A 25,776-nucleotide genomic window follows, 5' to 3' on the forward strand; every position below is an offset into this window, starting at 1 on the left:
TAATTAATTCAATACTAATAATCTTAATATAGTAATAGAAGCATTTAATTTAATTTCTTCCAAGATAATCCCTTTATTTTTGTTAAATTGTATAAACCGCATATAACTTAATATTTCATATATGTGTTATTTTATTAATCTATAAAAAAATCTTAATGATTTATATAAAGGGATAGGTAGAGTTTTTATCATATTAAAAATAGCAGATTTTCTTACACCACTTGAGCCATAAATAGCTGAGTATATTGAACCCTTTGTAAACATTTCATTTGTATCAACGCAATAGACAGGTTTTTTTGTTAGTTCGTGAATTTTTATCGCCTGATTACGTTCACTCTCATAAAAAAGGTCTAATCCTAACTTTTTATAAGCTTCTGCCTTATGTGTAGCATGTGCACCTAATCTTTGTCTTTCTTCTTTAGAAGGTAGATCTAACATTATTAAGGAATTGTACTTTATACCATTCTTTTTTAACCAATTTTCTGTTTCTGGGCGATATTTTTCAAGTCTACTGGTAACTAAACAATTAATTCTGCCGGTTGGTAAGAACAAAGAAGGAGCATTTTTTATAAATTCTATATACTTTTCACCATCATCATTCTGTTCTTCTGACGGATCGATACATAATACACCATCTATATCAAAACATGACCTTTCGAGTACATTGTGGTGGAAGATATTCCATTCGAAAACTCTAGGCATAGGAAGATATTCTAAATATAAGTTTACATCACTCCTTTCTCTCTCAGAAGAATAAATGGCTAATGTTGTAATTTTTACTTTTAATTCAGCAGGTATTTTACTTAATTCATTAGCCAGAGATGTTCCTCGACAAATACTATCATCCACAAGTAGAATATTAATTGCCTGACTTGGATATTTTATATCGTTTTTTGCATTTCTAGTAGAACCTGTTTTTAAAGGATAGTTATTTATTAAAGTTTCCACATCACAGCATTTCTTGTTCAAATGCAATGCAATTATATATGCAGGAATCATTCCACTTCTAGGCACTCCAACTATTAAGTCAAAGTTTTTTGATTGGAACATTGGTATTTTATTTTTAATCAAATTACTTAAGTCCGAATAGCTTCTATAGTTCATTTTTCTTTCTCCCACACAATCAATATTTTGTTGATAATATTAGTTTAGATTGTAAAGTTACTAATACAATCCTTTTTTTACTTGAGTTAGTTCTTGAGATAAACTCTTAGCCACAAAGACTTCACTTATATATTTAAAAATTTTTTCAAGTTATATATTTCTCTTGGATTTCTGAATGTGTCGTTATAAAAAATAGGTTCGTACATAACTACTTAAATCTTTTGCTTTAAATACGGTTCATAACATCTTTAATTGATGACTGTCTAAAATATCTGAGTCTCCATTTTCATAGTGTTCCTACCAAAAACTATTTTAATATTCCGTTTTAACTTTCATTTCTATATATGATCTTTTTTTGGTTGTATTTACATTATTAATGTAATTATTAGGAAATAACAGAATTTGCTAATTATGTTTTGATATCTTAAGATAAACAGTAAAGGCTTTAGAGGATTATTGTGAATTCAAATTCGTGGGTCAAGATCAAAACGTCAACCTAACCCTACTTCTTTACCAGGTGGATACCCTAGCCATTGCAATATTTTACGGTAGTGCTATCAGAAATCGACAAAAGAAAAAAAGAGAATTTGTAAGTATAGAAGAAAGAAGATACAGTTGAGAAAGAATTAGAATGTCTCAAAAGCTATTGAGACATTCCATTTCTTTTGAATAGCGTATTTTTTGGACATAGATACCCTCAATTTTGCCTTTTGTTGACCTAGCGCTCGATTTTTAATATCTTTTCCATCTAGTACTTTAGTTTGATCTTATTTTTATCTTGCCCTATAAATTCTATAACTCTTAACTAGCTTTTCAATCAAACTGTTGATAACAATTTTATACATACTATTGTTATATTTGTTAATAACATTATTAAACGTAATTATATTGTTACGATTTCTTTTAATAAAAATGTCTAATTCATTAATTTGGTCAATAGTCATATCGTTGGGATGAAAGCAAAAAGTATATATTCCAAAAGGCATTTTCCTAGGCTTAGAAAATAATTGAGGTACGAAAACAATTCCCTCTTTCTTATATGGAAAAATTCCATACCCATCTGTTATGCTGTTAATTTGATTATCAAATAAACATCTTAACGTATTAATATCATAAGAATGGGCCGGTGCCATAAATGCATCGATATTAATCTTATTTTCATTAAATACCTTAATTGCTTTTATTATTTTTTCATTTTGTTTCTCCAAGGCTAATCCAGCAAATTCGCTTCTTTTGTTAATACCGAGAATTCCCGAAGAATTGGTTTCAAATTTATGATTATATCCATGAACAGCAATATTCCACCCCAAACGTTGTAATTCTCTTATTTCCTGCCAAAAATCGAATTCACTTTTTGGATATCTCAATAACTCTTCGTCTTGATTATTTGGAATTACTCCAATTAAAGGTTGAATATTATTCTTAATAAAAATGTCCTTTAGTAGAAAGAAATTACTATTATTCATATTTTCAGCTATATCGTCTAATCTGATTATATATTTCGCAAACATGGTTTATTAGCCAACCTATCTATTTATATTTTACAGTTAATAACACTTATCTAAGAAAAAGGTAGTTAACTTCATTTGCTACTCTTTTGCTTTTAAAGTATTTTTTATAGAAAGCAATAGTATTATAGTAATACTCCAACAGACTTTTCACTGATTCTCCTACAGACTTAAGGCCAGCATGATGAATTACTTCATCTATTTCATGATTATTAAAAATCCCCTTCAAACTTGCTTCACCAGTTACATCTGATTGGTAGAAATTTAATTTATTTTTGTTATTTGTTTGATTTTCTCTATATTCTCTATCTTACTGTTGCTGGGATTATAATAATTGTTACGTTATGTCCTAATTCTAAGAGTGTGACACAAGTATGTGACTAATATAACCTGCACCACAGGTAACTAATATATTCATAGACGGGTAAATCCTTTCTAATATTAATAATAAAGAACTTACTTTATTTTATAATAATCGACATACCACTCTGCGAATTTCTGTAACCCAACCTCAATAGAAGTCTCCGGTTTAAAGCCGACAGTCTTCTCGAGTAAATCTGTTGAAGCATATGTTGCATGTACATCTCCAGGTTTTAGCGATTCAAAGATCTTCTCAAATAATACTTCTCTTCCTATCGCATTACTCAAAGCTTTTTCAAGTGCTCGAATAAACACCATTAGTTTCTCCGGTTTGTTGTTGCCAATATTAAATATATTATGAGGAACTATATCAACAGGAGGGGTGTCGATTAGTCGCAAAACCCCCATAATAATATCATCAATAAATGTAAAATCACGATATAAATCATTTTCAAAATCCCCATTGTTATAAATCCTAATCGGACGGCCCTTAAAATAATTATCAACAAATCCAAAATATGCCATGTCAGGTCTTCCCATTGGCCCATAAACTGTAAAGAAACGCAATCCTGTTGCCTTTATTTTATATAGTTGGCTATAAGTATGAGCCATTAATTCATTTGATTTTTTTGTAGCCGCATAAAGTGATACAGGATTATCTACAGAATCTGTCTCTTCAAATGGGACCTTTTTATTAGCACCATAAACTGAGCTTGAAGAGGCATAAACTAAGTGTTCGACTGGGTAATATCTGCATGCTTCCAGAATGTTATAAAATCCTATGATGTTACTTTTTATATATACATCTGGATTCTCTATTGAATATCTTACTCCAGCCTGAGCAGCTAGATTTACTACAATATTTGGCTTATTTTCTTCAAAGGACTTCATAACCATATTCTTGTCTGAAATGTCACCTTTAATAAAGGTAAACTTATCATAGGTAGTTAGTTGTTCTAACCTTAAATGTTTCAGATTTATATCATAATAATCGTTTAAATTATCAATTCCAATTACTCTATAACCTTGATGGAGCAGTTTCTTAGATAAGTAATAACCAATGAAACCTGCAGCTCCTGTAATGAGAAATACTTTAGTAGGGTCTAGCTGTTTATAATTCAAGGTCTTTCGACTCCTTTATCCCTGCTTTACTAACGGGTCTCCTTCCAATTGAGTGATATTCCACTCCTGCTTCTTCCATCTCTTTAAGATTATAAATATTCCTTCCGTCAAATACTAAGGGAGTTCTCATCAGCTTTTTATACATTTCTGGAATTACAGCTTTTATTTGCCCCCATTCAGTGAAAATAAAACAGACATTGGCATTATCTAAAGCATTCTCAACATTGGAAACATAGGTTATTTTTCCCTTCCCAGTGTCTCCTTCTGGATACACTCTTGCAAAATTTTCTGCTCCAGCTGGATCATAAGCATAAATATCAGCTCCTTGCTCCAACAATAATGGAATATTATCTAGCGATGCTGACTCCCTTAAGTCATCTGTTCCAGGTTTAAATGTCAACCCTAAAACTGCAACCTTTAGTCCGTTAAAGGTAATAAGCCTTTTGCTAGCTTTTTTATATAAAATCGTCTTTTGCTCTTTATTAACATCAATAGCAGCTTTCACCGTTTTAAGCTCATAACCATTCAGTTTTGCAATATAGTCTAGGGCTTTTGTATCCTTCGGAAAGCATGATCCACCAAAACCTATGCCTGCATTTAAAAACTTACTTCCAATTCGGTTATCAAAACTCATTCCTCTTGCTACATCTTGTATATCTGCACCTATCAATTCGCAGAGGTTAGCAATATCATTCATATAAGATATTTTAAGTGCAAGGAAGTCATTAGATGCATACTTTATCATTTCTGCAGATCTTCTTTTTACTGAAACAATAGGCAAATTAAATGGCTCATATATATTCAATAATAACTCTTCAGCCCATTTACTCTCTGTTCCTATAATAATTCTTTCAGCATTTAGAGTATCATTTACAGCAGAACCTTGTGCTAAGAATTCAGGGTTAGATGCTACTTCTATTTTCACATCATTAACTAAAAAATCCTGAATAAACTGTTCAACTTTATCGTTAGTTCCAACTGGAACTGTAGATTTAACTACTACCAGACAGTCGTTTTCTACAGATTCGGCAATTTGTCTTGCAACTGTTGCTATATATGAAAGATCAGCAGATCCATCGGATCTTTCAGGCGTACCTACACCTATAAAAATCGCATCTGCATCTTTATATGCTGAGTTATAATCTGTTGTATAATTGATCCTACCATTTGCATAATTCTTCTGCATTAGCCCTTCTAAATCAGCCTCATAGATGGGAGAAACGCCAGATTTCATTAGTTCAACTTTTTTCTCATTAATATCAACACAAGTTACTTTATGACCCATTTCTGCAAAACAAACACCTGCCACCAGTCCAACATAACCAGTACCGGCTACTGCTATCTTATACATAGTTATCTCTCTTTTCCCTTAATATGTTCTTTGAGTTGATCATGTAAATTAATTAAAGTAAAAACATAACACATATAGCCTATGTCTTATTTAATTTTAATCATGTGTTCCAAATCATAATTTTTACTATTTATAAATGTTTTCAAAATTAGAGTAATATTAGAAATGCACCAGACACCCCAAAAAGAGCAATTGAAACAAGATGATTACGGCCAGTTGGAATTTACCACCTCAGCCTTCTTTTGCACCACCAATTGACAACAAATTCACCAGTAGTGACACCGCATTTACCAGAAAAAATCTTCGTCACAGTAATACGGTGCGAATCCCTTCCACCGACTGTTCCAAAGATATCCTTGACAATTATCTTCCGGCGGATATGATGTGGCAGCCCTTGCCGGCAGCCCCCTTGAGGTGGTTAAGATATAGTAAACCTAAATAGTAAGTTACTCAGATATAACGGAAAACGCTCTTACACTTGTTTGAGTAATATACATGAAAAATATCCATAACGCCAATAGCCACAAGTGCAATAGAAGTTTTCTTTCTTTATGAATTCTGCTAGACTTGTTTGAAGGTATACCAATTACAATCCTTCCTATGAATAAAACCCAACTGCAGCAAGTCCAAAAGAGCTATTCAACAATGAAACAGGAAGACTATGTGTAACCGAAACTATAAAAAATTGTAGATCTTTAAGATAAGGGAAATCCTTATATACACACCAAATATATCCAGCAAAAAGTCTCTTTCTTTATTAACCTTTTCCACTTCTACTGGATAAATAAATGCAATCTCCAACTAAGATAGCTTTACCAATAAGACTTGGAGATTTGAAACCTTTGCAGTTATACCAAATTGCTGTGTCAGTATAAGCTATGTTCAAGTACTTGTAGGAAACCTGAAAGCATTATAGCAACTGGAATAACATATAAAAAGGATCAACAACTAAAACAATTGAATGACTAGTCTTTTGAAAAAATCAACGTGAGCGCTACAAAAGTATCAATTCCTACTGAAATATAAATTAAAAGTTTCACTAATCCTATTACATCCTTGTTTTCATTTAGTAATACAATCCCAATAGGAAATGTTAGTGCTACTATCGTTGCCAAAATTCCTACAATAGCAAAAAAATTCCTAGCCATTTTTGGATATAATAATATATTTATACTTTGAGCAACTGCAGATCCAGTTACATTATTCCAATTCGCTTAAATTTACTTTTTTTAAGTTTTAAATTTTTCTATTCATTTAGAATTTTTAAATTTACAGAGTATATTAACTAACTATATTTATTTTCGAACGTAGTTGCAGTATTAACTTGTATAAATGTATTGTTATCATATAAATCATTTCCTTAGCTATAATCACATTACTTTTATCCCTACAAACGTTATTGTATATTTCAACCTTATGATTAAAAGTTAGATTTAGGTTATTAACATTAATTAAGACTGTCTGCTTTATTATTTTTATAAAAGCTTCCTCATTAAATAAATTATTGATTTTATTTTGTTCTATGAGTTTTTTTAATATTCTAGGCAAATTAGAAAGAATATCAATATTTATTAATTGAATCAATTACTCTTTTTCTCTGCAATAAACTATTTTTTGTAGACTTTTTTGTAATATTATTTGAACTAATCCTATATTCTAGTAAAATCTCAGGCAGGATTGATATTTTCCCAACTTTAGAGATTTGAACCCACATATCATAATCTTGAGCAACAAAATAATTTGCATTATATTTTAACTTGTTAATTTTAATAGTTTCTAGTCTAATAAAAGCAGTTGAATTACCTATTGGATTTGAAAATATCAATTTTGCACTAATTTCTTCAGGAGAAAAAAGTTTTGGTTTATAACTCTTTTTTATCCTGCCTCCAAAGATATTAAAATAACTAGCCACCACATCAATATCCTTATTTACTTCCATATAATTAACTTGTCTTTCTATCCTATTTAGAAATGCTATATCATCAGCATCCATAATAGCCATATATTTTCCCTTTGACTCTTCCAGACCACGATTTCTTGTAAATGGGATACCTTTATTTTCACCGTTTTTTAATAACCTAATTCTTTTATCATTATAGGAGCTAATAATTTCTATTGTATTGTCAGTAGATCCGTCGTCTATTATTAAAATCTCCAAATTAGAATAAGTTTGATTTAATATACTTTCTAAGGACTCTTTTATATATTTTTCACAGTTAAAGACTGGCATGAATACTGATACTAATGGATTTTCCACTCAAATAACTCCTTTCTTTACTTTTTCATTACTCCAATTATTAACTTATTTCATAAAAAAATAGGTAACCTCAATGAAACTTTAAGACCTGTAATCTATTATCTTCGCAGGTACTCCTCCTACTATTGCATATTTCGGTACATCTTTACTTACAACAGCTCCTGCAGCGATAATAGCTCCATCACCAATACTCACACCTGGTAAAATAATAACTCTTCCTCCGATCCAGACATCATTCCCTATTATTACAGGCTTTGTTTCTTGAAATCCCTGTTCACACATAGGTATATCAGTTCGATCAAAGCGATGATTTGAGGTATAAATTATACACTCAGGTCCCATCATAACATTGTTACCGATTTTGACTTCTGAACCAATAACAGCATTTATTCCTATCCCCGAATTATTACCTAAGACGATACTTGAATCAAATTGAGCACCTTTTTCAATGTTTATATTTTCTCCACATTCCCTTAATATTAGCTTTCCACAATATCCCCTAACTTTTTTTGAGCCCAAACTAAATCTACTGTATGAAATTGGTAATCGTTTAGCAATTAGAGAATAAAATAATTTTCCGATAATAATCTTAATTTTTTTCATTGATATCCCACCATAACTTTATACGTATCAAATATATCTTAATATCCATTATTAATTTTTCCTCCTATTTTTTTTGACAAATACTCTACATACGATAAATATAAAGACTGCCCCCCATAAACTATTTCGTATAAAAACTCCGGATGAACCACGAACCCAGATTAATAAACTAAAAAATGGCATTATATAATATGCGGCAGCGTAGAATCTCCCTTGGTCAAGAAATAATTTAAATCTATTTGATGAAAATCCAACTACAAAGCCAATTATAGTAGCAGCAAGGTATGAGGCATAATTAAAGCTATAATAAAGCTCCGCTATATAGGAACCCCCTATAGCTTTCGTATCAAGATATAAGACAAAATTAGAATTTCGATTAACTTCAGAAAATAACCCATTAATATTAGGTAAAACACTAACAAAATTAGTTATAAACTGTAATCCATGTGAATAATTTACTGAATTAGGTACTTGTAAAACAGTTAAACATACTGTGTACAAAGTCCCGCCAAACTCTTCTAAAGTCGCATAAATTGGATTATTATTAAAACTTTCACTTAAAGCAGTCCATAAAAATGCTATGTCACGCGAGTTACCACTTCTTATTTCTGTTATTGCATTAAGAAATACCATTAAGAAAAATCCAAATACACCAAGGATAACTATTTTCCTCACAGAAAATTTAATTTTTGTTGATTTTAGGAAAATATACATCAATAATACAATCGAAACTAATTGATATATACGACTTCCACTTAGCATAGTAAATATTCCATATAATGTATATACCAAGAAGATTATTGTTGATTTCCTTGGACTTTTACTATATCCCATTATTAATAGCCCTACTCCAATCAAGTGGAAACGCGCAATTTGGCTTAATATTCCAATTGATTCAACACCTAGTACCTCTGTATATCCTTTTTTTATTCCCACTATAATTTTTATAATAGAGTAATAGAATTCAATAGGGAATGTACATATGAGAATTATCCAGCCTATGTTTACAATAGTTTTATTAGAAATAACAGTGTCACTTTCTTCTCTCTTTTTAAGATCAATAATTGCAGACATCATTACACCTAAAGAAACAAATGATATTGTTATTAAACTAAATATTATAGCTTCTTTATAAATTGTCTCAGTCATAAAATTAGATATGTCAAACGAATAATTATAATTGGGAGCAATAATCTTTAACACTATTTGTCCTAAATGAAATATATAAGAAATAAATATGAAAACACCTGATATACTAAATAATTCAATTCTTATACTTTTGAGAAAGGTAAATGTAAAAATAAAATGAAATATAGTAAACCAAAAAATAAATATAAACCAATTATCATATTCAAGATTCTTAGAAATGTTTAAAAATGGAATAATACAAATTAAATAGAAACTATAAACAAAAAGTGAATATAACTTTTTTTGATTAAACCTATTCTTCATATATATTCTCCAACTGTATAATTGTTGAATAAACATCAAAACCTTTTGCAATCATCTCTTGGGATCTATCTCTTCTTTCATTGTTTAAACAGTCAAACAATTTACCGGCCCAAACTTCTGCTTTTTCTTCTAATGGCAAAAAGGTTATAAGATTTGTTGCTTTTACTTTTGAGGTAACTCTATCTGATACTAAGCTATGAACACCTGAAGCTTGTGCTTCTATTAAGGTCACTGGTAAACCTTCAAAATGAGAAGGAAATACAATTATATCCAAGGCTTGCAATAAATCAGGAACGTCAGTTCTCATCCCGGTTACTATGACATTTTCCTCTAAACCTAATTCCTTACTTTTATTTTCAATTGTTGCTCGTAATTCGCCATCACCAACTAGTAATAAAATTGATTCCCTATTTAATTTATGAATATGGAAGAAGACATCTAATAAAAAGTCATGGTTCTTAACAGCAGTAAGTCTCCCAACATGTCCAACGACAAGTGCGTTCTCTATTCCAATTTTTTGGCGCATTATTTTTCTTTTTTCTTTATTAAATACATAATCTTTAATGTTAATTCCATTGTTAACTAATATCCCTTTTTCTTTAAATAACTTCTCACCGTATAAATAAGAACCTGCTTCAGTACCACATGCTATTAAGGACGTAGAATATTTAACAATTAACTTTTTCATTAAGTATGCATAAACTTTATAAAGAAAATTCTTTTTTCCCATTATATTAGTACTGTGGGAATGCGATATTCTCTTTTTAATATTTGAATCGTAAGCAACTTTTAATGTTAATCCATTATTTAATAATGTATGTGAATGAACTACATCATACTTTCCATCAATTAATATTTTCTTTAAGTTCTTATAATAATTTACATATCCTTTATTTGGTGGATCCAAATGTATTACTTTTGATCCTAAACTTATTGCTTCTTTCTCATATTCACCTATATCTTCAGTAAAGACCAAATAATCACACTGAAACCTACTTCTATCTATATACCTTGAAAAATTCATGGCTATATTTTCAGCTCCACCTATATGCAGTGAACCTATAACTTGTAGAATTTTAAATTTTTTTTCCATCTTCATCATAATCCCTTTTAATATATTGTTTTTTAAATTCCCTCAATTAGGTTTCACTATATAATTTATCAACTTTTTTTGTTTAAACATAGTTATTAGTCAAATTTTATTTATATTTAACTTTCCAATATTTGTGTAAAAAATATCCAAAGGGTAGATTTAATATAATTAATATAGGGATTCCGCTATCCTTCATTAGGAATTTAATATTTTTTTTAGCAAAAAGGCCAAAACATATATATATCCAAATATCTTTTATTTTGGCAATCATAGAGAATTTATTTGAGGAAAAACTAAGTTTTGCATTTTCCATTCTACCCAAGGGACTTTTAATCCTAAGCTTTCTACCAGCCTTTGTTAGCCCATCTTCCATATATTCACACAAGTATATAATTCTATTAATAAATAACATATCATGAGAATTAGCTATCTTATTCCATACTACACTTTCCCCAATAAATTTTTCACCTTCAAATTCCGGAAAAGGATTATCTTTTAATAAGCGTGTTAACCAAATCTCTGCTTTATCACCATATATCTTTTTGTTTATACTTAAATTTATATAATTATCAATCAAATAATCTTCAGGATATTTGTCACCAACAACTTTACTTTCTGAATAACCTTTTAGAAAGCAAATTCCACTTAAATTTAAATGTTTAATTCTTTCCCACTCTTCGGATATTTTTTCAATAGAATCATTTGTTAAGTAATCATCACTATCTACAATAAACGTTAAAATCGAATCTATTTCCTTAATTCCTTTATTTAATGCTGTATGTTTTCCACCATTTGTTTTATAGATATAACTAATATTAAGATTATTTTCAGATATAAATTGATCTATTAAGTTTCTTGTATTATCAATACTACCATCATCAATAATTAACCATTTAAAATTCTTATTTGTTTGTTTAACTAGACTATTATAAAGTCTTTCTAATAAATAGCCTCTATTATAAGTAGGTGTTATAATTGTAATTAGTTTTTCTTGAGAATTATTAACCATTTATATAGAACTCCTCTAACCAATTAGCTATTTCCTTAACATCATAACCTGCATTTTTTATTTTTATCATTGTATCTCTTCTTCGGTAACCATTTTTGTATTTTAATATTTCTTCTGCCCAAAACTCAGCAGGCTTACTTAATGAAATAGTTTCAATATTATCTGTAACTTTTACTGCTTCAGGAATTGTATCAGAAACAAATGTTTTCAACCCAGAAGCTTGGGCCTCTAAAGCTGCAATACCAAATCCCTCAAACTGTGATGGAAATACAAAAATATCCATTACTTGTAGTAAATCTGGAATATCATCCCTTATCCCCATAAAATAAACACAATTGGTCAAATTACTTTGTTTGACCTTTTCTTTAATATAATTGGTTAATATACCATCACCGATAAGGAGTAATTTCGAATTTTCATTATCTTTTTTTACTAGTTTAAAAGTTTCAATTAAGAATTCATGATTTTTGGGATATTCGAATCTTCCAACATGACCAATTACAAATGTTTTTTCATTAATATTTAAATTTTTACGTATTTTCTTCCTCGTTGAATTACTAAATGTATATTTTTCTAAACTTATTCCATTTGGAATTATTTTGAATTTTCTATTTGAAGTAACCCTTTTTCCAAATAACCACTCACCAGCTTCTTTTGAACATGAAAAAAAGTAATCTGCTATATATCTTAAAGGATACTGTAAAATCTTTTTTATTATGGCATTAATACCTTTCCCACTAGAAATACTATGACTATGTGAAATAGTTACTAATCCAAATTTCCTAGCTATACTTAAAAAAATCGCAGCCGTACTTCTTATATGGGAGTGAATAATTGTATATTGAGTATTGTTAGTTTTGAAAAAGTTTACCCATGCTAAATAATATGATTTTAGATTTAATAAAGAAAAATTCGGTACTCTAAAAATATTACCACCAAGTTCAAAAATTTCATCATCGTAATAACCTTTATCTTTAGTATGCACAATAAAGTCGAACTGTACCTTGGTTCTATCAATATTGCGGTAAATATTCATAATTAGTGTCTCTGCACCACCTGTATCCATTTTACCCATAACATGTAATATTCTTTTGGGTTTTTCAATACTCATAAATATCTCCTTCTAAAAAACTTATATTATATATACACTTATCTCATAATCTCATCTAAATAAGCAGTAATTACTAGTTTTCTGTCAAATTCCTTTTCCACCTTTTTTCTACCTTCTAAGCCCATTTGCTTTTTTTCTAAATAATCCAATTCTATAAATTTCTCAATTTTATTAATTAAATCTTCACTGTTTTGTTGCTCGACGATGTAACCATTTACTCCATCATCTATAATTTCACGACAGCCACTTCTATTAGTAGTAATTATTGGCCTACCACAACTTGCACTTTCTAATAGCACATTTGACATTCCTTCCGGATAATAAGTTGGATGAATAGTACAATGGGAATTTCTATAAAACTTAATTACATCGTTTTGCATCCCGTGATACTCAATTATCTTCTTATCTTGTGCCTCTTTTAGTTTGTTTTCATAATTTTGCTCACAATAACCTAAAATATGAAAGACTGTATATGCATATTTATTTTTAATATATTCAGCAGCTTTCAAATACTGGTCGATTCCCTTTTCTTTCATAACACGTGAAACAAAAAGAAATTGAATTTTATTGTCGGGTGGATATTCTAACAAAGAAAAATAATCAAGGTTTACACCAGATCCGGGTATTAATCTATATTTACCTCTTATAATATTCCTTTCTTTGAAAAAGTCTTGATTTTCTATATTTTGAAAAAAAATACACTTAGCTTTTTTTAAAGATATTTTATATAAAAATAGTGTTATCCTTTGTAATATTCCACCGTTTTCAACTGCAGTTCCTAAACCCGTAATATTAGAGATATAAGGTATATTATTAATACTACATGCCATACCACCAAATACATTCGGTTTTATGGTAAAGGTTAGAACTACATCTGGCTTAATTTTTTTTATTATAGTATTGTATTTCAATAATAATTTTAAATCAGCTACTGGGTTAGTCCCTCTTCTACTAATTGGTGTCTCTATAAATTTACATCCTAACTCTGTTAGCTTTGAAATAAAATTTCCATTAGGCAATGAAACATAAACTTCATTTGATTTAACTAATACCTCTATAAGTTCTTTTCTGAATTTATACAACCCTATATCATTATTAGCTAAGATTAGAATCCTTGCCATCTTTCTACACCCCTAGTAAGAACCCTTTAAAAAGAAGTTCAAAATTTTTTTTAAAGTTATTACTCAACCAATTCTTTAATAACTAACTTCAGTTCAGTTAATGTATAGATAGAATAGTTTTCTATGATGTTGTTTAAATACATTCTATTTCCATAAACACCATTTCGGTTAATTCTTACTGTTTTTATGGGATAGATGCTACTAATAAAAAAATCTTTTTCTGGATTATCACCAACATATATCATTTCACTAAAGTCAACTTCTAATTTTTCCTTCATTAATTTATAAGATTTAGGATGTGGTTTCCAATATTCCCTACCCAACTGATCAGTAATGATTATTTCATCAAAATAATCATATGCTTTAATAGCCATTAATTTTTGACGTTGAGAATTTGCATAGCCATCTGTAATAATACCTATTTTTATTTTTCTGTCTTTTAAGTATTCTAAACATGATAAAACATCATTAAAGTAACTAATAGTTGGTACATGATCACGATATTGATTTACAAGTTCGACTATATCCTTTTTTGTATAATTAAATCCTAATTTATCATGAACCCTATTAAAAACATTATTTGAACTTTCATTAAATAAATCCATTAATAGCTGAAAGAGTTCTTGATCATTTTTTTTGAATTTATCGCTAAAAGATTGGGCTATATGCTGAAACCCACTCTCTATATATTGTTTTTCAGAAATCAATGTATCATCTAAGTCAAATATAACTGCTTTCACCATTTAATTAACTCCAAATTCTCATCTACACAAACACTACTATCAAATCTTAAAAACGTAACATTATCTTTAAAATTCTCGTTATATTCAAGTTTTTGACCCATCAGTAATCGAAATAGATTTGCACATGAATCAGCTCCACTTTGGATACTCATTGGTGCACCACCACCAAATCTAGGATTCACCTCAATATACTCAATGCCTTTTCTAGTCTTCATAAGTTGAACAGTAATATGACCAATTGGTTTTAATTTCTTCATTAATTTAGATACATCTTCAATAATCTCTCTATCCCTAATAATTCGTCCCTTAGAAATTTCTCCACTTCGAGTTGCTAATCTTAGGCGAGGAACAATCGTGATAATTGTACTATCAAAATCTAAAAATACATCGACCGTATATTCTTCTCCTTCCATAAAATCTTGGATTATAGGATCACTTATTAAACTATTATATATTTTCAACTCATTATAATTATTTACTTTAAATGTATTAATACTAGAACTTCCCGACTTTGGTTTAATAAATAATGGAAACTCCATATCCCTGTTATTCAATATTTCTTCAATTGTATACATTTTAGGAATTCCAAAATTGTTTTCCTCCATGAAAAGTTGAGTATTGATTTTGTCTCGACAAATTTCAATAACTCTAGTATCAGAAATTAATAATTTGCAATTAGAATTTGCTTCAATAAATTCTTTGTTTTTTGCGAGTAATAATAAGTCGGTATCTATTGTCGGTACCACTAAAGATATGTTTTCAATATTACATATTTCAATTATTGCATTAATATATTCAGGGTCACTTATATGTGGCAACTTACAAGCTTTGTCAGCAAAGTATAGAGCAGGAGCAGTATCTGAGCAGTCTCCAGCCACAATGTTACTAATTAAATTTAACTTTCTTGCTGCATTTTTAAAACTTTCTACAAGTTCAACACGTCTTCCAGCACTCAATATCAGAATATTTATCTCATTCATCCGTTATCTCCACCTCATTACCTTTAAATAACTCCATTGTTGCAGCTATATCTGAGCTAATTCCTTCTCTAATAAAAACCTTCTTAATAGTTAGGAAGATAATTTTCCAATCACCAAGAAAGCTAATATTATTCACATATTCAACATCCAGATTAAATTTTTGCACCCAACTTATTGCATTCCTACCGTTTACCTGCGCAAGACCAGATAGCCCTGGTCTTACTTCATGTCGTCGTCTCTGATGTTCATTATATAATGGCAAGTACTGCTCTAATAAAGGTCTTGGTCCAATAATAGACATATCACCTTTTAAGATATTTAAAAGCTCAGGTAATTCATCAAGCGAAGTAGAACGTAAAAACTTACCGAATTTTGTAAGCCTAACACTATCAGGAAGTAGTTCTCCATTCTCATCTTTTTCATCAGTCATCGTTCTGAACTTATACATCATAAAAATCTTTTCGTTAAGACCAGGTCTTCTTTGTTTAAACAACACTGGACTTCCTAGCTTTACTCTCACAAGCAGAGCAACTATAAGAAGAACTAGACTAAGGGCTAAAATGGCTATACAAGATAGCATGAAATCCATTGGCCTTTTTATAAATCTTCTATAGAAACCACTTTTAGAATATTTCATTACTTTAGCCACAACCCTTTAATAATATCAACAACCATCTTCAAATCTCCATCCGTCATCTTTGTATCAGAAGGTAAACATACACCATTTTCAAACAACTTCTCGGATACATCTCCACCTACATAGTCAAAATTTTTAAAGAACGGCTGCATATGCATAGGTTTCCATATTGGTCTAGATTCAATATTCACTGCTTCTAAGGCTTCCATAACATCAGTTGGCCGAACGATTCCAGTCAAAATCATAGAACTCAACCAATAATTCGGCTCATTCCATTCATTGCTTGGCATGAACTCAATACCTTCAAGTCCACCTAATTCTCTCTTATAAAACTCAAATATATCATTCTTCTTCTCTACTCTTTGATCTAATATCTTAAGCTGTCCTCTACCAATTCCTGCAACAACATTACTCATCCGATAATTAAATCCTAATTCACTGTGTTGATAATGCCTTGCTTGATCTCGACTTTGAGTAGCCCAAAATCTCGCCTTAGCAATTCTTTCTTCATTATTTGAAACAAGCATACCACCACCAGAAGTGGTAATGATTTTGTTTCCATTAAAAGAGAATATCCCATAGTCACCAAAAGTGCCTGTATGTTTACCTTTATAATAGGTACCTAAAGATTCAGCTGCATCTTCAATTAATACCACATTATACTTCTTACATAAATCTACAATCTTATCCATGTCTGCAGAAAGTCCGTATAAATGTACTACTATTACAGCCTTTACTTTCGGATACTTAATAAAAGCTTCCTCTAACGCTTTAGGACACATATTCCAAGTTTCATAATCACTATCAATAAAAACTGGAATAGCATTTTGATAGATAATTGGATTAGCTGTTGCTGAAAAGGTGAGTGTTGTACAGAAAACAATATCCCCTTCTCCAACTCCAGCTGCTTTAAGCGCCAAGTGAATGGCAGCTGTACCAGATGATAGTGCCGCAGCAGCTTTCGAACCAACTTTCTTAGCTAGTTCTTTTTCAAATCCATTTACGTTCTCTCCAAGAGGTGCGATCCAATTTGTATCAAAAGCTTCCTTCACATATTCCATTTCATAGCCCTCATCACTCATATGTGGTGATGAAAGAAAGATTCTTTCACTCATTGACCATAACTTCCTTCCACTATTAAGTATCTCTATAAGAAAATATTATTTAGTCACTTAGTACTTAATTGGAACTTCTATAAATTCCAACTAACTACTAATCAACTAACACTTATTTATCCTAGAGATTAGATTTATTACTCTTGCTATTATTGAAATATATTTGAACATAGCTTTTACATTAAGTTATCTAACTTAAGAGATCTAAATTCAAATTCTTAATCAACTCACAAAACTATAGCTCCTAACCATGTAATACTCAAATGAATAGGAGCTTTATTTTTGTAATTTTATCTAATTCCTAAGCTTTAATTACTTGTGCAGAATTACTTTGAACAATTTGCTTTAAATATTCCAGTAGTTCAACATTAATCTCCTCATTCTGCAAAGCAAACTCAATCGTAGTCTTCACAAACCCCAACTTCTCCCCAACATCATATCGCTTACCCTCAAAATCATAAGCAAACACCCGTTGAATCTGATTCAACTTCTGAATAGCATCTGTCAACTGAATCTCTCCACCAGCACCCTTTTCCTGCTGATCCAAAAACATAAATATCTCAGGAGTAAGAATATACCTACCCATAATAGCAAGATTAGAAGGAGCAGTTCCCGGAGCAGGCTTCTCCACAAAATTCTCAACCTGATATCGACGTTCATCTTGAACCGAAGGTTCAACAATCCCATAACGATGAGTCTCCTCATCGGGCACACTTTGAACCCCAATAACAGAAGATAGAGTTTCTTCATACTGATTAATCAATTGCTTCAAACAAGGAGTATCACTCTGAACAATATCATCCCCTAAAAGCACAGCAAATGGCTCATCACCAATAAAATTCCGTGCACACCAAACCGCATGTCCTAATCCTTTTGGCTCTTTTTGTCGGATATAATGAATGTCCGCGAGATTAGTTGAATAACGAACCTTTTCAAGCAATTCAAACTTTCCCTTATCCATTAAATTTTGTTCAAGCTCATGAGCAAAATCAAAATGATCCTCAATTGAACGTTTCCCTTTACCAGTAACAATAATAATATCCTCAATACCAGAAGCAATTGCCTCTTCAACGATATATTGGATAGTCGGTTTATCAACAATTGGTAACATTTCTTTAGGCATAGCTTTCGTAGCAGGTAAAAACCTCGTACCTAATCCAGCTGCCGGAATAATAGCTTTACGTACTTTTTTCAATCTAATCCCCTCTTTACTCACGAAATTAATAAGACCTTAAAAACCGATGGTTTTTTATCAATAATTACACAAAAATATCAATTACTACTAGCCAAAGCAAACGGCTTAATCTCCCGACGATTAGCCAAACTCAAAACATAATCCTTCAATTCCTGAGAAGATAATTCCTCAAAATGCATCAACAGGTAACCAACCTCATCCTCCTGCTCAAAACTAGCCTTCCCAATAAAAATCTTAGGAAAAATAGCCTCACCATGAACCTCATTCTCCCCAAGAAGCTCCTCAAACATCTTCTCCCCAGGGCGAATACCAGAATAATTAATCCCAATTTCCTCAACAGAATACCCAGAAAGTTTAATAAGATTGACCGCAAGGTCAACAATCTTAACTGGCTCACCCATATCCAAAACAAAGATTTCACCACCACGAGCCAACGAACCCGCCTGAATAACAAGCCGCGAAGCTTCCGGAATAGTCATAAAATATCTCGTCATATCCGGATGAGTAACCGTAACCGGCCCCCCAGCCAAAATCTGCTTCTTAAACAAAGGAATAACACTACCTCTACTCCCAAGCACATTCCCAAACCGAACCGAAACAAATTTTGTATTACTAGTCTTACTCAACTGCTGAATAACCATCTCAGCAATCCGCTTTGTAGACCCCATCACATTAGTAGGATTAACCGCCTTATCAGAAGAAATCAAAACAAAAGTATCAACACCGAAGGTGTCTGCCGCCTCAGCAACATTCTTAGTCCCAAAAACATTATTCTTAACACTTTCCCTGGGGTTATATTCCATAAGCGGCACATGCTTATGCGCAGCAGCATGATAAACCACATGCGGCCGATACTCCTCCATAACCTCAAACATCCGAGCTCGATCCTGAATATCCCCAATCACCGTTATAATTTCTACCGAAGGTAGACTAGAATTCCGCAACTCCATATCAATCAAGTAAATACTATTCTCACCATGCCCAACCAAAACAAGCTTCTTAGGCGAAAACCGACAAATCTGCCGACAAATCTCCGAACCAATCGACCCACCAGCACCCGTAACTAGCACAGTCTTCCCAGTGATATACTCGGAAATACCATCAATATCCAACTCAACAGGTTCACGCCCTAAAAGGTCTTCCACTTCCACATCACGGAACTGGTTGACAGCAACCTTCCCAAGCATAATATCCTCAATCATCGGCATAATCTGAGTCTTAACCTTCGTCTTCGAACACTCATCAAAAATCCTAGTCAACTCATCTTTATTTAAAGAAGGAATTGCCAGCACAATCAAATCAATCTGATATTTCTCAACTGCTTGTACAATCTCCTCAGACGTCCCAGCAACTGGAATCCCCAGAATTTGAAGCTTATACTTATTAGGATCATCATCAATAAAAGCCGAAGGCTTCAATCCTAGATCTTGATTATTAAGTAATTGACGAGTAATTAACGTACCAGCTTTACCAGCACCAACCACTAATACATTTTTCATATCTTTCTTAGTCTTTAAATGCTGATCACGAAAAACCCGCCAAGAAAAACGAGAACCACCTATCAACAGAACATGAAGCATCCAAGTAGTGGCTAACGCTCTCCCATAAATCTCATATCCCATAGCAAATTGAAAAATAGCCGTTACAAAAATCGAAAAGGTAATTGCCTTAACAATCGCTACCAATTCACCGATACTTGCATACTCCCAAGCCTTGTTATATATATTAAAAATCGAAGCAAATAAATGATGGCAAACTAATAAAACAAGTGAACTTATAAATAAATTCTGCAATCCAAAATTTTCAATCGATGGATGCAACGGAATGTAACTTAAATAAATAGCCGTCAATACAATAACTGAATCCAAACCGATCATAAAGGTCAAACGCTTTCGATAGCTCACCCAAAATCCCCCTATACTTTAATGCGATACAGTGATTTGCCCAAAAAATAAATATCTATTGAAAACACATGTCATTTACACATACTTTCAATAGATATTTAGATAGTTTTTAAAATTGGGCCTTAAACCCATCCTCACACTATACTAATGACGACAAGCGTCTAAGGAAAAGAGTAATTCAACAATCTCTTTCCCCACAGCACAGCCGAGTACCTCCAGCTTTTAACGACTTAGGAGACATTGCCGGTCAGGAATTGTTACCTGAATTCTAGATGTAGTAATGCAAATATGTACCGAGCTATTAAGTGAATAAACATAAATTTTTATCCCAAATCACCCATAAGGGTAATTCTAAACAATCATCCCACAAAACATTATCAATATTATAATCGCTAACTAAAACAACCCAAGTATCTTTTTCTTCTTCACCCGCAAAGGTGATTCCTTATAAACACTCTTACTCGTTAGAACCAGCTCTGCATTCTCCCGCAACATATAAACAAAATCAATTCCAAACACCTTTTCCACTGTACTATAAGCCTCAACCATCTTAAACCCACGGCTCGTCGTATTATGAGCATCCGAAGCAATAAAATGAGTTAAATTCGCTTCAAGTAACTGATGTGTAAACTTCTTGATCGTTTTACCAAAATGACCAGTAACACTAGAAGCAGTGACCTGAGTTAATGCACCCTTTTTCACAAGCTGATACAACACTTCAGGGTTTTCCATAATCTCCTGATTACGCTCTGGATGAACAATAACTGGAACAAAGCCCTTCAACTGTATATCAAACATCAGCTGACCTGTATACCGAGGAACATGCCCGGAAGGTAACTCGACAAGAACATACTTCCCTTGATTCAACGGAAGAATCTCACCAGATTCAAGCCCTTCTACCATCTCACCAAAAATACGAGTCTCTTGACCTGGAAGGACCGTAAGGTTTAAATTCTCACTCTTTAAAACTCTATTAAATTCTTCAACTTGTCTAAAAATGGTTTGTCCATGATTTTCATACTTTTCATTTCTATGATGTGGGGTAGCAATGATAGTCTTAATTCCTTGTCGAACCGCTTCCTTAGCCATTTCGACACTTTCAGCTAATTCTTTCGGTCCATCATCAACATTCGGCAATATATGACAATGTAAGTCTATCATTCTACCAACCTCTCTATTCCCAAATAATTACCTAATCAATAGTACCATATGCCCACGACTTATTGAAGGGGTGTAATTTGTCGAATCCTGTCTAATTCCGACCATAGTAATAGTAATACTGAGAATCCTTTGCGTTTTTTCGATTTAATACGACACCAAGTAGCTTACCTTTTGAACTTAACAACAACTCTTTCGACTTCACAGCAGGCTCAATTTGAGTTTTCCCACTACCTACTACTAAAATTGTACCATCACAGCGATTCGCTAGTATTTGTGCATCTGTTACCGCTAGTACTGGTGGTGTATCAAAGATGACAATGTCATATTGCTCTAAAGCTGTGACTAACATATCTTCCATCGCTTTTGATCCTAACAATTCAGCAGGATTCGGTGGAATTGGCCCTGAAGACAATACCGATAAATTGTCTACAAGTGTCGTAACCGCAGCCTTTTCTAGCTGTGTTTGTTTCGTTAATACATTTGTTAATCCAGTTGTATTATCTAATTGAAACGTATAATGAACCGTAGGCTTTCTTAAATCTGCATCAATTAATAGGACTTTTTTCCCTTGTTGAGCAAATACAACGGCAAGATTTGCAACTGTCGTTGATTTTCCTTCTTCAGGACCAGATGAAGTAACAAGAATCGTTCTAATCGATTCATCTACTGAGGAAAATTGGATATTCGTACGAATCGTACGATATTGCTCCGAAATAGCTGCTCTTGGAGAGAAATGAGTAATTAAATTTCTTTTATTCGAACCAATTTTTTTTGTTTTCTTTTTAAAATTAAACACCGAACGATTCACCTCTTACTTCCGCCTGCTGCTTATTGCCTAATCCATTAATTAGGTCTTTTTCAGACATCGTATGAATAGCACCTAAAACAGGTAATCCTAACACCTTTTCAACATCCATCTCATTTTTAATCGTGTTATCCAAATATTCTAAAAGGAATGTTAGACCCACACCAGCCATTAAACCAACTACTAAAGCAATCGCAATATTTAATAACGGTCTTGGTTTAATCGGAGAAGGATTTTCCTTCGTTTTTGCTTGCGCAAGAATGCTCACATTATCGACATTCATGATTTTAACAATTTCATTTTGGAATACTTTTGCCGTAGTATTGGCAATGTCAGTCGCCATTTGTGGATCTGCATCTTGTACGGAAATGGATAAAACCTGTGAATCCTTTTCACTGCCTACAGTAATTTTTGCATTAAGCTGTTCGCTTGTTACATCCATATCTAGTTCCTTTGCAACCAAATCAAGGATAGCTGGACTTTTAATGATAACATTGTACGTATTAATTAATTGCAAATTCGTCTGTATCTCACCAACATTATACATAGGCTGATCACTTTTCTCTTTATTAACCAAAAGCTGTGTTGAAGATGAATAAATCGGAGTAAGAACATAAAAGCTGATGATTCCACTAGCTAATGTAGCAACAACCGCAATTGAAATGATCATCCATATTCTCTTCCGTAATGTATAAAACAATTCACGCAAACTTATAGTCTCTTCCATAACTTCCTCCAATATTGTTCGTAGTTCTGTCGATAATTATATCACAGGATTTTCCGGTTTTTGTCGAATATTTGTAAATTAATTAGGAAATTTGTTGGAAATTGTTGTATTACGTTCTAATTACATCAAGGTAAAAGTACCCACTTTGTTGAAGTGGAAAAGAAAATGCCTTTTTAGAACAAATTATTTTCACTAGAACATTTCCCTTTAGCCATTACTAGATTACCCCAAGAAACAAGGCATTAGATATAGACTAATGCCTTAAAAAACTACTTGATTTCGTTCATTAACTTAGCTGAGATTAGGAATTCAGCAAGCATCTTTGCCATCTGATCACGTCTAGTTTTACCACCCGGATCAAATGTGCTGTCTGGTTTACCATTAATAATTCCGGCTTGATAGATTGCCTCTATTGCCAATTTCGATTCTTGATTCATCTTAGCAACATCTAAGAAGTCAGTTATCCTCTTCGTTTTATCAAGCTTTGTCATATCATATTTAATAAAACCAAGCTTCATCGCACGATTGAACATGATAGCTGCTTGAGCACGAGTCACTTTTTCGTTCGGTGCAAAGCTTCCATCTGGTTTCCCTGCAATAATTCCATACTTAATGGCAGCTGCTAGCTCACCATTCAAATTAAACCAGTCTGACGCTTTTACATCCTTGAACTTTTGTTCATACTTTTCGCCTGGTAATGCTAATGCTTTTACTAGTAGTACTGTAAATTGCGCACGTGTCATCTCTTCACTAGGAGCAAACGATCCATTTGGCTTACCATTAATAATTAATTTGTTCGCAAGTGTTTCAATATAGTCTTCAGCCCAGTTCTTTTTGTTATCTACATCTGGGAAGGTGAAATTATTTTCAACAACCGTATAGGTTGAGTTCGTTAATGAATGTAAAGTTGCCGTCTTATTATCAAATAAGGTTGGAACAGACGAAACAGAACCATTGGCATTTATTTTTACAGCAGTAGATTTATTAGAATCAAACATTCGCTCTCCAACAATCGTACGTGCTACATATTCTGTAAAAGTATGGATCGATTCTTTTTTATTACCTGAAACAGCCTCAACGGTAAATTCAACTACCTTTGAGAGCACCTTAATCCCTTTTTGAATTTCAGGACGTTCAACCGTATTAACGGATACCGTGATTTGTAGGTTAGTAGCTGAAACACCCAACTTTGCAGCTAAATCTTCAACTTTTATTTGAGATATAGGAAGCTTATAGCTTGCACCTTCAGCTTTAATCTCAATAATGGTGTTAGGATTTTTCTTTGCGGCTTCAGTAAAGAACTTACCAGGTATCAATGCTTTGACTGTTTCACCGGCTGTTGGAATTTCTAAGTTAATAGGTAATATTTGATTTGTTGGAGTAATCAGATTGAGAAGCTCATTTACCTTAGTATCAAGTATTTTTGTTACTACTATATTTTTTCCATTAGGAGCAGTTTCTTTCACAATTTCAGTCAAACCAATTGGTTCAGTTGTATGTTCTGGCGGCGTCACCGGTAGTGTTCCCGGGTCTGTTGGTGATTGCAGCTTATTAAGAGCAGAAATTAATTCATTCCGCGCCACACCGTTTGGATCTGTCTCTTTAGAAACCTTTTGTAATACATGTAACACTTGGAATGAATCTACTAAACCGAAAAACTTAGTGCCTACTAATTTATTTGCAGCAGACGTATTTTCAGTCATAAAAACAGCATCGACAAATTTCAAATATACAGTAGTCTCACTGATTTTGCTTACATCTAATCCTATTAAACTATTTAAATAGTTTGTCTCTACCATAGCAATATAGGTTAATAGCATATCAACTGTAACATCCGAACCAAAAACCGTGGTAACATTGTCTTTTTGAGCGGTTTTAAACGTTTCTAGTTTTCCGGTTAAATCCAGAACAGTCGTATTCGCAAATAACTCCATGATACTTGCTAATAATTGTTTATTTTCTGTTGGATGTGCGACTGGTTTACTAGCAATTTGTTCCGCGTAGGCATTCCAATCTTGTTTAGCAAGTTCGGCTTTCACCACTTTCAATGCTTCTTTATCCGCTACTTGTGCATAGATACTATCTAAATAACTAATTAACGAATCGACAGAGCTATTATCTGAAGTTGCCGCTTCCACTTGTAGCGGTTGTAACGTCATTCCAGTTGTTAAGATTGGCGAGAGGGCTACCGTTGCTGCTAGCACGGAGGCAATCGCTTTTTTACTAAATGGATATCTCATCAAATTTCACTCACCTCTAAATTTTTTCTAACATTTATATAAAACTCTCATAATATTCCTGAAACACAAATTTAATATTACTTTAATATAGCAAATCATACAATGGTTTTGGTAAATAAAATACAATTATGTAAGTAATTCCTTTTCACGTAAGATTAACAACCTTAAAAAATGGGGC

General features: G+C 32.2%; 21 protein-coding genes and 2 pseudogenes. All 23 read right to left on the minus strand.

Annotated features, from left to right (window positions below; genetic code table 11):
• Nucleotides 1-126 precede the first annotated feature (126 nt).
• The gene (locus LRP83_RS01365) at nt 127-1,104 is read right to left on the minus strand and encodes a hypothetical protein (RefSeq protein ID WP_230494877.1); all 978 of its coding nucleotides are present in this window, start codon (nt 1,102-1,104) and stop codon (nt 127-129) included.
• A gap of 773 nt (nt 1,105-1,877) precedes the next feature.
• On the minus strand, nt 1,878-2,615 hold the full coding sequence (locus LRP83_RS01370; RefSeq protein ID WP_290369470.1) for a DUF2334 domain-containing protein: 738 nt from the start codon (nt 2,613-2,615) through the stop codon (nt 1,878-1,880).
• A 46-nt stretch (nt 2,616-2,661) separates the two neighbouring features.
• A pseudogene (locus tag LRP83_RS23295) lies at nt 2,662-2,907 on the minus strand (NAD-dependent epimerase/dehydratase family protein); the annotation flags it as partial.
• Between the two features lie 161 nt (nt 2,908-3,068).
• Nucleotides 3,069-4,094, minus strand: coding sequence for an SDR family NAD(P)-dependent oxidoreductase (locus LRP83_RS01380; RefSeq protein WP_230494879.1), 1,026 nt, complete (start codon nt 4,092-4,094; stop codon nt 3,069-3,071).
• Complete coding sequence (locus LRP83_RS01385) at nt 4,084-5,445, minus strand: UDP-glucose dehydrogenase family protein (protein ID WP_230494880.1); 1,362 nt, start codon at nt 5,443-5,445, stop codon at nt 4,084-4,086. Before LRP83_RS01385 ends, LRP83_RS01380 begins: the two co-directional genes overlap by 11 nt.
• Nucleotides 5,446-6,410: 965 nt before the next feature.
• Nucleotides 6,411-6,593, minus strand: coding sequence for a hypothetical protein (locus LRP83_RS01390; protein ID WP_230494881.1), 183 nt, complete (start codon nt 6,591-6,593; stop codon nt 6,411-6,413).
• Nucleotides 6,594-7,006: 413 nt separating this feature from the next.
• Nucleotides 7,007-7,702 carry a glycosyltransferase family 2 protein gene (locus LRP83_RS01395; RefSeq protein WP_230494882.1) on the minus strand — a complete coding sequence of 232 codons (696 nt, stop codon included), beginning with the start codon at nt 7,700-7,702 and terminating at the stop codon, nt 7,007-7,009.
• Nucleotides 7,703-7,789: 87 nt separating this feature from the next.
• A pseudogene (locus LRP83_RS23355) lies at nt 7,790-7,948 on the minus strand (DapH/DapD/GlmU-related protein); the annotation flags it as partial.
• A 408-nt stretch (nt 7,949-8,356) separates the two neighbouring features.
• The gene (gene wzy, locus LRP83_RS01410; RefSeq protein ID WP_354002319.1) at nt 8,357-9,793 is read right to left on the minus strand and encodes an O-antigen polysaccharide polymerase Wzy; all 1,437 of its coding nucleotides are present in this window, start codon (nt 9,791-9,793) and stop codon (nt 8,357-8,359) included.
• A complete protein-coding gene (locus tag LRP83_RS01415) occupies nt 9,747-10,850 on the minus strand; it encodes a glycosyltransferase family 1 protein (RefSeq protein WP_230494884.1) in 1,104 nt (367 codons plus the stop codon). Before LRP83_RS01415 ends, wzy begins: the two co-directional genes overlap by 47 nt.
• Nucleotides 10,851-10,956: 106 nt before the next feature.
• Nucleotides 10,957-11,859 (minus strand): glycosyltransferase family A protein, encoded by a 903-nt coding sequence (locus LRP83_RS01420; RefSeq protein ID WP_230494885.1) that lies wholly within the window; start codon nt 11,857-11,859, stop codon nt 10,957-10,959.
• On the minus strand, nt 11,852-12,970 hold the full coding sequence (locus LRP83_RS01425; protein ID WP_230494886.1) for a glycosyltransferase family 1 protein: 1,119 nt from the start codon (nt 12,968-12,970) through the stop codon (nt 11,852-11,854). The genes LRP83_RS01420 and LRP83_RS01425 overlap by 8 nt, the downstream gene beginning before the upstream one ends.
• A gap of 38 nt (nt 12,971-13,008) precedes the next feature.
• On the minus strand, nt 13,009-14,091 hold the full coding sequence (locus LRP83_RS01430; RefSeq protein WP_230494887.1) for a glycosyltransferase family 4 protein: 1,083 nt from the start codon (nt 14,089-14,091) through the stop codon (nt 13,009-13,011).
• Nucleotides 14,092-14,150: 59 nt separating this feature from the next.
• Nucleotides 14,151-14,834: an HAD family hydrolase gene (locus LRP83_RS01435; RefSeq protein WP_230494888.1), complete on the minus strand. Its 684-nt coding sequence runs from the start codon at nt 14,832-14,834 to the stop codon at nt 14,151-14,153.
• Nucleotides 14,828-15,814, minus strand: coding sequence for an ATP-grasp domain-containing protein (locus LRP83_RS01440; protein ID WP_230494889.1), 987 nt, complete (start codon nt 15,812-15,814; stop codon nt 14,828-14,830). The genes LRP83_RS01435 and LRP83_RS01440 overlap by 7 nt, the downstream gene beginning before the upstream one ends.
• Nucleotides 15,807-16,451: a sugar transferase gene (locus LRP83_RS01445; RefSeq protein WP_290369472.1), complete on the minus strand. Its 645-nt coding sequence runs from the start codon at nt 16,449-16,451 to the stop codon at nt 15,807-15,809. The genes LRP83_RS01440 and LRP83_RS01445 overlap by 8 nt, the downstream gene beginning before the upstream one ends.
• Complete coding sequence (locus LRP83_RS01450; RefSeq protein WP_230494890.1) at nt 16,451-17,566, minus strand: DegT/DnrJ/EryC1/StrS family aminotransferase; 1,116 nt, start codon at nt 17,564-17,566, stop codon at nt 16,451-16,453. The genes LRP83_RS01445 and LRP83_RS01450 overlap by 1 nt, the downstream gene beginning before the upstream one ends.
• A 301-nt stretch (nt 17,567-17,867) precedes the next feature.
• Entirely contained in the window at nt 17,868-18,761 is an 894-nt protein-coding gene (gene galU / locus LRP83_RS01455; protein WP_230494891.1) for a UTP--glucose-1-phosphate uridylyltransferase GalU, read from the minus strand.
• Nucleotides 18,762-18,838: 77 nt separating this feature from the next.
• Nucleotides 18,839-20,665, minus strand: a complete 1,827-nt coding sequence (locus tag LRP83_RS01460) for a polysaccharide biosynthesis protein (RefSeq protein ID WP_290369473.1) — start codon at nt 20,663-20,665, stop codon at nt 18,839-18,841.
• A 396-nt stretch (nt 20,666-21,061) separates the two neighbouring features.
• The gene (locus LRP83_RS01465) at nt 21,062-21,826 is read right to left on the minus strand and encodes a tyrosine-protein phosphatase (RefSeq protein WP_230494892.1); all 765 of its coding nucleotides are present in this window, start codon (nt 21,824-21,826) and stop codon (nt 21,062-21,064) included.
• A gap of 91 nt (nt 21,827-21,917) precedes the next feature.
• Nucleotides 21,918-22,622 carry a CpsD/CapB family tyrosine-protein kinase gene (locus LRP83_RS01470; protein WP_230494893.1) on the minus strand — a complete coding sequence of 235 codons (705 nt, stop codon included), beginning with the start codon at nt 22,620-22,622 and terminating at the stop codon, nt 21,918-21,920.
• Nucleotides 22,615-23,358, minus strand: coding sequence for a YveK family protein (locus LRP83_RS01475; RefSeq protein WP_230494894.1), 744 nt, complete (start codon nt 23,356-23,358; stop codon nt 22,615-22,617). The genes LRP83_RS01470 and LRP83_RS01475 overlap by 8 nt, the downstream gene beginning before the upstream one ends.
• 269 nt (nt 23,359-23,627) lie before the next feature.
• Nucleotides 23,628-25,598 carry an S-layer homology domain-containing protein gene (locus LRP83_RS01480; protein ID WP_230494895.1) on the minus strand — a complete coding sequence of 657 codons (1,971 nt, stop codon included), beginning with the start codon at nt 25,596-25,598 and terminating at the stop codon, nt 23,628-23,630.
• Nucleotides 25,599-25,776: the final 178 nt, after the last annotated feature.

This window comes from Pseudoneobacillus rhizosphaerae (assembly GCF_917563885.1).
GTDB lineage: Bacteria > Bacillota > Bacilli > Bacillales > Cytobacillaceae > Pseudoneobacillus > Pseudoneobacillus rhizosphaerae.